This window comes from Nocardia sp. N2S4-5 (assembly GCF_044628355.1).
Taxonomy (GTDB): Bacteria; Actinomycetota; Actinomycetes; order Mycobacteriales; family Mycobacteriaceae; genus Nocardia; species Nocardia wallacei_B.
On record NZ_JBIUPM010000001.1, the window covers coordinates 453779 to 465177 of the forward strand.

General features: G+C 70.2%; 9 protein-coding genes. 7 read left to right on the forward strand and 2 right to left on the reverse strand.

The genetic code is table 11. The annotated features are described in order from the left end of the window. The first annotated feature begins 17 nt into the window (after positions 1-17). The 3 genes from recD (at position 18) to ACFMRZ_RS02120 (ending at position 4792) form a co-directional block, all read left to right on the forward strand. The gene (recD, locus tag ACFMRZ_RS02110) at positions 18-1895 is read left to right on the forward strand and encodes an exodeoxyribonuclease V subunit alpha (protein WP_400177647.1); all 1878 of its coding nucleotides are present in this window, start codon (positions 18-20) and stop codon (positions 1893-1895) included. Positions 1896-2281: 386 nt separating this feature from the next. Beyond that, positions 2282-3547 carry a cytochrome P450 gene (locus tag ACFMRZ_RS02115; protein ID WP_400177648.1) on the forward strand — a complete coding sequence of 422 codons (1266 nt, stop codon included), beginning with the start codon at positions 2282-2284 and terminating at the stop codon, positions 3545-3547. 12 nt (positions 3548-3559) lie between these two features. Then, on the forward strand, positions 3560-4792 hold the full coding sequence (locus tag ACFMRZ_RS02120; RefSeq protein ID WP_400177649.1) for a cytochrome P450: 1233 nt from the start codon (positions 3560-3562) through the stop codon (positions 4790-4792). A 3-nt stretch (positions 4793-4795) separates the two neighbouring features. Here the strand turns inward: ACFMRZ_RS02120 and ACFMRZ_RS02125 are convergent, their stop codons facing one another. After that, a complete protein-coding gene (locus tag ACFMRZ_RS02125) occupies positions 4796-5494 on the reverse strand; it encodes a TetR/AcrR family transcriptional regulator (RefSeq protein WP_400177650.1) in 699 nt (232 codons plus the stop codon). Between the two features lie 128 nt (positions 5495-5622). Between ACFMRZ_RS02125 and ACFMRZ_RS02130 the strand changes: the two genes are divergently transcribed. Beyond that, complete coding sequence (locus ACFMRZ_RS02130) at positions 5623-7194, forward strand: succinic semialdehyde dehydrogenase (protein WP_400177651.1); 1572 nt, start codon at positions 5623-5625, stop codon at positions 7192-7194. A gap of 26 nt (positions 7195-7220) precedes the next feature. After that, a complete protein-coding gene (locus tag ACFMRZ_RS02135) occupies positions 7221-8054 on the forward strand; it encodes an SDR family NAD(P)-dependent oxidoreductase (protein ID WP_400177652.1) in 834 nt (277 codons plus the stop codon). A gap of 27 nt (positions 8055-8081) precedes the next feature. On the opposite strand, the gene ACFMRZ_RS02140 is transcribed toward ACFMRZ_RS02135, so the two are convergent. Then, the gene (locus tag ACFMRZ_RS02140) at positions 8082-8582 is read right to left on the reverse strand and encodes an NUDIX hydrolase (RefSeq protein WP_400177653.1); all 501 of its coding nucleotides are present in this window, start codon (positions 8580-8582) and stop codon (positions 8082-8084) included. 130 nt (positions 8583-8712) lie between these two features. On the opposite strand from ACFMRZ_RS02140, the gene ACFMRZ_RS02145 reads away from it, so the two are divergent. Then, positions 8713-9228, forward strand: coding sequence for a DUF4232 domain-containing protein (locus ACFMRZ_RS02145; RefSeq protein WP_400177654.1), 516 nt, complete (start codon positions 8713-8715; stop codon positions 9226-9228). A 76-nt stretch (positions 9229-9304) separates the two neighbouring features. Continuing rightward, on the forward strand, positions 9305-11359 hold the full coding sequence (gene uvrC, locus ACFMRZ_RS02150; protein WP_400177655.1) for an excinuclease ABC subunit UvrC: 2055 nt from the start codon (positions 9305-9307) through the stop codon (positions 11357-11359). The last annotated feature ends 40 nt before the right edge of the window (positions 11360-11399 follow it).

Here is an 11399-nt window from a genome sequence, read left to right on the forward strand (position 1 = left end):
CTGCGAGAGGACGGCCGGTGACCGCTATTCAGTTGGCGCAGCGGGCCACCGGGCTGTTGCGCACCTTCAATACCGCCGGGGTGCTGTCGGCCGCCGACGTCCACGTGGCCGTGCGGCTGGGCCGGTTGGGGCGGGAGGACTCGGAGGTGGTGCTGCTGGCGGCGGCCCTCGCGGTGCGTGCGGTGCGGTCGGGTTCGGTGTGCCTGGAACTGCGGCGGATGCACGAGATCGGCGTGGACGGTGAGGGTTTCGACACCGGCGACCCGGAGGCCGTCGATCCCGCGACGCTGCCGTGGCCGGACGTGGACGAGGTGCTGGCCGCGCTGCGGGTCAGCCCGCTGGTGGAGGGCAGCGCGGCCGGACCGCTGCGCCCGCTGCGGCTGGTCGAGCACGAGGGCGCCGGCCCGCTGCTGTACCTGGACCGGTACTACCGGCAGGAGCAGACCATCCGCCACGCGCTGACCGAACGCGCGGCCGGACATCCGCTGGTCGACCCGGAAACGATTCGGCGGCAACTGGACCGGCTGTTTCCCGACGCCGCCGGTCCCGGTGACCCGCCGGACCGCCAGCGCGTGGCCGCGGCGCTGGCCGCCACCCACTGGACCACCGTCGTGGCCGGTGGTCCGGGCACCGGCAAGACCCACACCATCGCCCGCATCCTGGCGTTGCTGGTGGCGCATCAGCAGGCCGTTCCCGGCGCCCCGGCGCTGCGGATCGCGCTGGCCGCGCCGACCGGCAAGGCCGCCGCGCGCCTGCAGGAATCGGTGCGCGAGCAGGCGGGCGACCTGGAACTGCCGGACCTGACCGCCGCCACCCTGCACCGCCTGCTGGGCTGGCAGCGCGGCGGCGCCACCCGGTTCCGGCACCACGAATTCAACCGGCTGCCATACGACATCATCGTCATCGACGAGACCTCGATGGTGTCGCTGACCATGATGAGCCGCCTGCTGCCCGCGGTGCGCCCCGACACCCGCCTGGTGCTGGTAGGCGACCCGGACCAGCTCGCCTCGGTGGACGCCGGCGCCGTCCTCGCCGATCTGGTCGCCGGGCCCGTGGTCGGCGAGCCGAACCCGGTGCTCGACGAGATCCTCGGCAGCGCCGGTGCCGATCATCCCGACGCGTTGTCGGTCCGCGAGCGGGATCGCTTGCGCGGCGGCATCGTTCGTCTCACCCGCGGCCGCCGCTTCGGCGGGCGGATCGCCGCGCTGGCGGTGGCGGTGCGGGCGGGCGACGCCGAGACGGCGCTGGCGCTGCTGGCCGACGGCGGCGACGAGCTGTCACTACAGCCGCCCGACGACACCGGCGGCGTGCGCGCCGACGTGGTCCGCGCCGCCCGCGAATCGACGGCTGCCGCCGAATCCGGGGACGCCGCGGCCGCCCTGGCGGCGATGGAATCGCATCGGCTGCTGTGCGCGCATCGGCAGGGGCAGTTCGGTGTGGAACGCTGGGACCGGCTGGCCGCGGGCTGGGTCGCGGCCGCGGGCATCGGGACCGAACCCGGTGCCGGGCAATGGTTTCCGGGCCAGCCGCTGCTGGTCACCGCGAACGATCACGAGGCGCGCATCTACAACGGCGACACCGGCGTCATCGTCCGCGGCGCGGACGGGTCGCTGCGCGCGGCCCTGCAGCGCGGCACCGAGCCCTATCTGGTGCACCCGACGCAGTTCCCGGGCGTCACCACGGTCTACGCCATGACCATCCACCGCAGCCAGGGCAGCCAGTACGGCACGGTGTCGGTGGTCCTGCCGGGACCGGAATCGACCCTGCTCACCCGTGAACTGCTCTACACGGCCATCACCCGCTCGCGCCATCGGGTCCGGATCATCGGCACCGAGGAGGCGATTCGCGCGGGTATCGCGCGCCGGGTGCTGCGCGCCAGCGGTCTGCGCGCTTGACCGACGGCCGCGCACTGATCGGCACACTCTGTCTCGGCACCGCCGTGCGGACCTGCGAACGGCCCCGGCGATCCACCGCACGCGAGGCATCCTCACGTTCCGTTTTCGCAGGATCGCCCCGGGCGCAGGGTATTTCGCGTCCTTGAAGGCCGTGGTTTCCCGGTCGTCCAAGCTGCCGCGTCGCGATAGCATCCGGACATAGACCATGGTGGGAGCGCCGCGTGTACGAGTTCCCAAGGGCCGCTGCGCAATCGAGAGAGAATTCGTCGCACTGCTGCTAATCTGGAACGGCCGTCCGGTTCTTCCGGACGGTAACGCTCGATTGGTCAGTCTAGCTTCGCGCGGTCCATTGCGTGCGGAGTTCGTTGTGCTGCAATGGTTGTGAGGTGAACGCTTCCGTGTCGTCCGGCCCGCCGACCACCACGCCCGGAGCATGTCCGGTCCAGGGGTCTCCCATCGATTCCGACGGCCCGCGCACGCTGCTCGACACCCCCGAGTTCGCTGCGGATCCGCACGGTTTCTACCGCACCATGCGCGACCGGTTCGGCTCGATGGTGCCCATCGAGCTGTCCCCCGGAGTGCCCGCGACGCTGGTCATCGGCTATCGCACGGCACTGCAGATCCTCAACGACCCGGAGCATTTCCCGGCCGATCCGCGGCACTGGCAGGACTCCGTGCCGGAGGACTGCCCGGTGCGGCCGATGCTGCAGTGGTATCCCAACGCGCTGCGCAACGCCGGGTCGACGCACGCCCGCTACCGCCAGGCCTACGTCGCCGCCATCGACGGCATCGACCTGCACGCGCTGCACTCGACGGTGGAATCGATCGCCGTCCCGCTGATCAACACCTTCTGCGAGAAGGGTTCCGCGGATCTGTTGTCGCAGTACGCGTTTCCGCTGGTGTTCGAGTCGCTCAACCGCATGGTCGGCTGTTCGGCCGATATCGGCCAGCGGGTCGCCAGCGGGATGGCGGCGCTGTTCGACACGGTGAACGCGGCCTGGGGCATGCAGCACCTGTCCGAGGCGCTGATGGAGCTGATCGAGTTGCGCCGCGCCGACCCCGGCGACGACGTGACCTCGCGCTTGGCCCACCATTCGGCGAAGCTCACCGACGAGGAGATGCTCTACAACCTGATCAGCTTCTACGGCGCGGGCATCGAACCCATGCAGAACCTGATCAGCAACACGCTGCTGCTGATGCTGACCGACGACCGGTTCGGCGGCGGCGTGCTCGGTGGCAGCATGTCCACCCGCGACGCGCTGGACGAGGTGTTGTTCAACGACCCGCCGATGGCGAACTTCTCCGTCACTTACCCGCGTCAGCCGATCCTGATCGACAGCGTGTGGCTACCCGCGAACCAGCCGGTGGTGATCAGTCTGGCCGGATGCAACAACGATCCGTCCATCGCGGGCGGCGATCGCACCGGTAACCGCTCCCACCTGGCGTGGAGCGCGGGTCCGCACGCCTGCCCCGCGCGCTCGGTGGCCTACCTGGTCGCGCAGGACGCGATCGACCAGCTCCTGGACGCCCTGCCGGAGCTGGAACTGTCCGGCTCACGCGCCGACATCACCTGGCGGCCGGGCCCGTTCCACCGCGCCATGGCGGCGCTACCCGTCAGCTTTCCCCCGGCCCCACCGTTGAATCTGGCGTAAGGAGAACCCCCGATGGCGCACGATCCGATTGTCCTGGACCTCGCCGGTACCGATATCCAGGCCGAGTCGGCGCGAATCCGCGAGCGCGGCCCGATCGCCGAGGTGGTGCTTCCCGGTGGGGTGCCGGCCTGGTCGGTCACCGATCAGGCGGTGCTACGGAGCCTGCTGGCCGATTCGCGGGTGTCGAAGGATCCGCGCCAGCATTGGGCGGCCTTCATCAACGGCGAGATCACCGAGTCCTGGCCGCTGCTGCCGTGGGTGGCCGTGGACAGCATGTTCACCGCCTACGGCAAGGACCATCGGCGGCTGCGCAAGCTGGTGTCCCCGGCGTTCACGCACCGCCGCACCACCGCGCTGCGGCCGCGCATCGAGGAACTGATCACCGACCTCCTCGACGATCTGGCGACCACTCCGCCCGGCGAGGTGGCGGATCTGCGCAGCCGCTACGCCTACCCGGTCCCGATCCGCGTCATCACCGAATTGATGGGTGTGCCAGAGCATCTCGGCCCGCCGATGCACACGTGCGTGGACGGGTTCTTCGATACCTCGTTCACGCCCGAGCAGGCGCAGGCCAACTACCTGGAGATGTTCCGGCTGGTCAGCGAACTCGTCGCGTATCGCCGCGAACAGCCCGGCGACGACATCACCAGCGTGCTGATCACCACCCGCGACGAGGACGACGGCTCGCAGCTGACCGAGAAGGAACTCGTCGACACCCTGATGCTGGTGATCAACGCCGGCCACGAGACCACGGTCAACCTGCTCGACCAGGCGATCACCGCGCTGCTGACGCATCCGGGGCAGCGCGCCGCGGTGGTCTCCGGCGAGGTGCCGTGGTCGGATCTGGTGGAGGAGACGCTGCGCTATCAGGCGCCGGTGGCTCATCTGCCCTTGCGCTACGCGGTCGAGGACATCGAGATCGACGGCGGATACCGAATTCCCAAGGGGGAAGCCATTCTCGCCTCCTACGCCGGGGCGAGCCGGGACCCGAAGATCCACGGCGACACCAGCGACGAGTTCGACATTCGCCGCAAGACCAAGGACCAGCACGTGGCGTTCGGGTACGGCGCGCACCACTGCCTCGGCGCGCCGCTGGCCCGGCTCGAGGCGACCATGGCGCTGCCCGCGCTGTTCCAGCGATTCCCGAAGCTGCGATTCGCCACGGACCCTAAGGAATTGGCGCCGGTGGGCAGTTTCATTTCCAACGGTCACGCGACGCTGCCGGTGTATCTCGACGGCGAATAACGATCAACCGGTCGCCTCGAAGATGCCGGGGATCGTCAGCGCGAGCTCGACGTCCTCGCGCCGGCCGAGCGTGACCAGCACACTGCGGATCATCGTCAGCCGGGCCGCGGCCACCTCCTCGGGCGCCGGTTCGCCGCCCGGCGCGGCGGCCGCGGACACCCGGTACACGACGAATTCGCAGACCTGCAGCGCCGTATCGAGATCCAGCGGGCTGGGCAGCGGTCGCCCGAGGGCGGCGAACTTCGCGCGGACCAGCGCGCGGATGTCGTCGAACGCCTCCTCGCGATAGATCGATACGGGCGACGCCGGATCGTGGAGTTCGGCGAAGACCGGGCGCAGCATGGCCCCATGGCCGCGCGCCCAGTCGAGATAGGCGTCGATGAGGCCGATGCCCAGCTGCACCGGTTCGTCGGAATTCTCCAGGGCCTCGCGGATACCGCCGACCAGTCCCTCGTTGGAGGCGGTGAGCAGAACATGCAGCGGGGCTTCGGCATTGGCGAAATACCGGTAGAAGGTCGGCCGGGCGAGACCGGCCCGATCGATGATGCGCGCGACATTGAGCCCGCGCGAACCGTGCGCGGTGAACACGTCCGCGGCGGCCAGCACGATCCGGGCGCGCACCTCGTCGGCCTGCTCGCGGGTCTGCGGCGGGCGGCCGCGACGGGCGCGGCTGTGCGGTGTGGACACAGCGTCGCGCGGCATCTGTGATTCCTCCCAGTTCGGTACCCGGCGCTTGACACTGCGCGCCTGAACTCGATTAATCTAACACCGGTGTTAAGCTAACACTGGTGTTCAACTAATTCATGTTCCGCCGATCGAGAGGGCCGACGATGACGACCGCCCCGCAACTGGCCCCCGCCGACGCGCTTCCGGAGTCGCTGGTGCGGCGATTGCTCGCCCACGCGACCGCCGGCGGCGCCCCCGCGGTCGAGGTGTTCGCCCCCGCGACCGGGCGCAAGATCGCCGATCTGCCGCAGTCGTCCACGGCGGATATCGATGCCGCCTTCACCGTCGCGCGGGAGGCGCAGCGCCGGTGGGCGCGGGTGCCGGTGCGGGAGCGGGCCGCCGTGCTGCGCCGGTTCCACGACCTGGTGCTCGCCGAGCAGGACGCCATCCTCGACATCGTGCAGCTGGAATCCGGCAAGTCCCGGGTGCACGCCTTCGACGAGGTCGGCGATGTCGCGGTGAACGCCCGGTACTACGCCGCCGCGGCGGAGAAGCTGCTGGCCACCCGCTCGCCGCGGGGCGTGCTGCCGGTGCTGACGCGGGTGGAGGTGCGGAACCGGCCCAAGGGGGTCGTCGCGGTGATCTCGCCGTGGAACTATCCGCTGGCGCTGGCCGCCTCCGACGCGCTGCCCGCGCTGATGGCGGGCAACGCGGTGGTCGCGCGGCCGGACAACCAGACCGCACTCACCGCGCTGTGGGCCATCGATGCCGCCGAGCGCGCGGGCCTGCCGAAGGGTCTGTGGCAGGCGGTGCTCGGGCGCGGGTCGGTAATCGGCGGCGAGGTGATCGCCCGCGCCGATTTCGTGGACTACACCGGTTCCAGCGCGACCGGCCGCACCATCGCCCGCCAGGCAGGGGAGCGGCTGATCGGCTACTCGCTGGAACTGGGCGGCAAGAATCCGCTGCTGGTACTCGCCGACGCGGACGTGTCGGCGGCGGCCAAGATCGCGGTGCGGGCCTGCTTCGCCTCGGCCGGGCAGCTCTGCGAGTCGATCGAGCGAATCTACGTGCACGACAGCGTGTATGACCGCTTCGTCACCGAATTCGCCGGGCACACCGCGAAATTGCGGCTCGGCGCGGCGCTGGGCTACTCCTACGAGATCGGTTCGCTGACCTTCCCGCGCCAGATCGACACCGTCGCCGCGCATGTCGACGACGCCGTGGCCCAGGGCGCCACGGTGCGCGCGGGTGGGCGCGCCCGGCCCGACCTGGGCCCGTACTTCTACGAGCCGACGATTCTCGAGAATGTGCGGCCGGGGATGACGGTGTACCGGGAGGAGACCTTCGGGCCGGTGGTGTCGGTGTACCGGGTGCACAGCGACGACGAGGCGGTCGAGCAGGCCAACGACACCGCCTACGGCCTGAATGCCAGTGTGTGGAGCCGGAATACGGCGCGGGCCCGGGAGATCGCCGCCCGCATCCACGCCGGATCGGTGAATGTGAACGAGGGTTTCATCGCGGCCTGGGGCAGCGTGGCCGCTCCCTCCGGCGGCTTGGGCATCTCCGGCGGCGGGCGTCGGCACGGCCCGGAGGGGCTGCTGAAGTACATCGACACCCAGACCATCGCCGTGCAGCGGGCGCTGCCGATCGCGCCGCTGCCGGGCATGTCCGAGGCGGTGTGGGCCAAGACGCTGACGCTGTACTTCGGCGTGATGAAGGCCTTGCGGCAGAAGTGATCCGGCGGGAAACGACAGGGGAAGTGATGGATATGGACACGGTTGCCGGGCGGCAGGTGCTGATCACCGGGGCGGCGATGGGGCTGGGCAAGTCCTTCGCCGAGCGCGCGGTGCGGGAGCTGGCCGCCGACGTCGTGCTGTGGGACGTCAACGAGCAGGCGCTGAAGGAGACGGCCGCCGAACTCGCGGCGGCGGGCACCTCGCGGGTGCACCACTACGTGGTCGACGTGTCGGATGCGGCGGCCATCGCCGAGGCGGCGGCCTCGGTGCGCGCGGACGTCGGTGATATCGACGTCCTGGTGAACAACGCGGGCATCGTGCGGGGCAACGGGTACTTCTGGGAGACGCGCGACCGGGCCGATATCGACAAGACGGTGGCGATCAATTCCCTTGCGCCGATGTACATCACGCTGGAATTCCTCCCGGCGATGGTGTCCGGCCGGACGCCCGCGCGGGTGCTGAACATCGCCTCGTCGGCGGCCCTGGTGGCCAATCCGCGCATGAGCGTCTACGCCGGGTCGAAGTGGGCGGCGCTGGGCTGGTCGGATTCGGTGCGGCTGGAGCTGGAGCAGTCCGGCAACGACCACGTCAAGGTCACCACCTTCTGCCCGACCTACATCAACACCGGAATGTTCGAGGGCGCCAAGGGTTTCTGGTTCACGCCCATCATCGAGCAGGAGGAAGCGGTCGAGACGGCGTGGACCCAGATGAAGAAGGGCGCGCCGCTGGTGGTCATGCCGTGGACCTCGCGGTTCAACCGCGCCGTATCCGGTCTGCTGCCGCTGAAGGTCCGCGACTTCTATCTCGACACCGTCGGCGTCTACCACTCGATGGACGAGTTCACCGGTCGCAAGCGGTAGCGCGGGGACGCGCCGGTCCGCCGCTGATCAGTGGTGCCAGGGCAGGGTGACCGGCTCGGCCGGAAGGCGGCCCGCGATCAGCTCGGGCAGTAGCGCGGCCAGCCCGAGCGGGTAGATCGTCTCGCTGGTGGCCGACAACTCGTCGAGCGTCCACCAGCGGTGGCCGCGCACGGCGCCGCGTTCGAAGGTTTCCATCGCGGCGGTGTCGATGTCGTACGGGGTGGTGCGGCAGAAGAAGAACACGTCCCGGAACTCGCCCGAGAGCCAGCCGGGAATGTCGGCGTAGCCACCGGTGACCGCGACCGGCGTACCGATGTCGGCGGGCGTGACCACCAGGCCCGTCTCCTCGCGCAGTTCCCGCGCGGCGGCCCGGGCGAGCGGCTCGGCCTCGTGCACGCCGCCGCCCGGCGTGATCCAGTAGTCGCCGGAGGTTTCCGTGGGCCGCCGGGCGAAGCGGAACAGCAGAATTCGATCGTCGGTGTCCACCAAGAGGATTCGCGCCGACCGACGCACAGGCGGTTGTTCCACGGGCGCACGCTAGCGAATCACGACGCGCTGCGGCAACATCGGCGGCCCGGCGGGTGAGGGCAGACGGCCGGACAGGGGCGGCGGGCTCGCCTAGGGTCGACAGGGCTCGCCCGATGACCCGAAGGGAACCATGAACTCGACGAAGTGGCGCATCACAGCACTGGCCGGCACCGGCGCGGCGGTCCTGGCCGCGCTGGTGGTACCGGCGACGACCAGCTCCGCCCAGCCGCCGGCCTGCGCTGCCGAGACCCTGAACCTGAACATCCTGCAATTCGACGCTCCGGTCCCGGGCCAGAACCAGCTGACGGTGGTGCTGACCAACAAGTCGGCGCAAAGCTGTGCGGTGCATGGCTTTCCGGAGGCGGAGCTGGTGGGCCCGGAGGATCCGGCCTTCGGCTCCGCCTACCAGCTGCCCCGGCAGCAGGCCGACTTCGCTCTGGTGACCGTCGAGCCCGGCGCCGCGGTGCGCAGCGAGCTGACCTATCTGTCGGGCGGTCCGGATGGCTGGGTGCCGGCCACCCTCGTCGTCACCCCGCCGGACACCACCACCCCGCTACGGGCCCCGTGGCCGGCCGGCGCGAGCGTGCAGCGCCAGGACGCGGCCACCCACCCCGGTACTTTCATCGGACCTCTGCGGCCCATCTGATCGTCGGCCGCGGGACCCGAGTCCCGCACACCGGAGGCTTCCGGGGGATGTCGGGGCCGGTCGATAGGCTTGTCGGGTGGCAGATCCAGCGACCTACCGGCCGGCGCCGGGCACCATTCCGCTCGAACCCGGCGTCTACAAGTTCCGGGACGGGTTCGGGCAGGTCATCTACGTCGGCAAGGCCAAGAGTCTGCGCAGCCGGCTGAACTCCTACTTCGCCGATATCGCCGCGCTGCACCCGCGCACCCGCCAGATGGTGACCACCGCCGCCAGCGTGGAATGGACGGTCGTCACCACCGAGGTGGAAGCCCTTCAGCTGGAATACAACTGGATCAAGGAGTTCGACCCGCGGTTCAACGTCCGCTACCGCGACGACAAGACCTACCCGATGCTCGCGGTGAGCATGAACGAGGAGTATCCGCGAGTGTTCGTCTACCGCGGCGCGCGGAAGAAGGGCGTCCGGTACTTCGGCCCGTACGCCCACGCGTGGGCCATCCGCGAGACGGTCGACCTGCTGCTGCGCGTGTTCCCGGTGCGCACCTGCTCCGCCGGGGTGTTCAAACGGCATCGGCAGATCGGCCGCCCGTGCCTGCTCGGTTATATCGACAAGTGTTCCGCGCCGTGCATCTCCCGGGTCAGCGCCGACGAGCACCGCCGCATCGCCGAGGACTTCTGCGACTTCCTCTCCGGCAAGACCGACCGGATGGTGCGCGACCTCAAACGCCAGATGCAGGCCGCCGCCGAGGATCTGGACTTCGAGACCGCCGCCCGCCTGCGCGATGACGTGCAGGCGCTGGAGCGCGCGCTGGAGAAGCAGGCGGTGGTGCTCGGCACCGGCACCGACGCCGACGTGGTCGCCTTCGCCACCGACGAACTCGAGGCCGCGGTCCAGATCTTCCACGTCCGCGACGGCCGGGTGCGCGGCCAGCGCGGCTGGGTGGTCGACAAATCCGGTGACGCCGTCGACGCCGTCGACCCGGGCGGCGAGCTGCCCGCGCTGGTCGAGCAGTTCCTCACCCAGTTCTACGGTGAACAGGCGGCCTTCGCCGAGCACACCGACACCGAGACGCCCGCCGCGGTGGTGCCGCGCGAGGTGCTGGTGCCCACCCTGCCCGGCGACACCGAGCAGATCCAGGGCTGGCTGGCGGAACTGCGCGGCTCCGGAGTGCAGCTGCGGGTGCCGCAGCGCGGCGACAAAAAGGCGCTGATGGAGACCGTGCAGCGCAACGCCGCCGAGGCCCTGGCCCAGCACAAACTCAAGCGCGCCGGTGATCTGACCGCGAGATCGGCTGCGCTGCAAGGCATTCAGGACGCGCTGGATCTCGACAGCGCCCCGCTGCGCATCGAGTGCGTGGACATCAGCCACGTGCAGGGCACCGATGTGGTGGCCTCGCTGGTGGTGTTCGAGGACGGACTCCCGCGCAAGTCCGAGTACCGCCACTACGCGATCAAGGAGGCGGCGGGGGAGGGCCGCTCCGACGACGTGGGCAGCATCGCCGAGGTGACCCGGCGGCGGTTCTACCGGCTGCGCCGCGACCTGGAGGCCATGGAGGCCGCCGACCTCCGCTCCGGTCCGGTACCCGCCCCGGAGGTGGCCCCGCTCATGGATACCGGCGACGACGCGGAACCGAACATCCCGCCGGGCATCGACCCGAAGACGGGCAAGCCACGCAAATTCTCCTACCCGCCGAATCTCTACGTCGTCGACGGCGGCTTGCCGCAGGTGAACGCGGCCGCCGAGGTGCTCGACGAACTCGGCATCACCGACGTCGCGGTGATCGGCCTGGCCAAACGCCTCGAGGAGGTGTGGGTGCCGGGCGAGCCCGACCCGGTGATCATGCCCCGCACCAGCGAGTCGCTGTATCTGCTGCAGCGGGTCCGCGACGAGGCGCACCGCTTCGCCATCACCTTCCACCGCAGCAAGCGCTCGCGCCGGATGACGGCGTCGGCGCTGGATTCGGTGCGCGGCCTCGGCGCGTCCCGGCGCACCGCGCTGGTCATGCACTTCGGGTCCGTGGCCCGATTGAAGGAGGCTACGGTGGAGGAGATCACGGAGGTCCCGGGTATCGGGGTGGCGACGGCGAAGGCCGTGCTGGCGGCCCTGAACGCGAGCGAGGCGAACGGCGGATGACGGCGCCCGGCGGTGTTACCGGTTGATGGAAACGGTCACG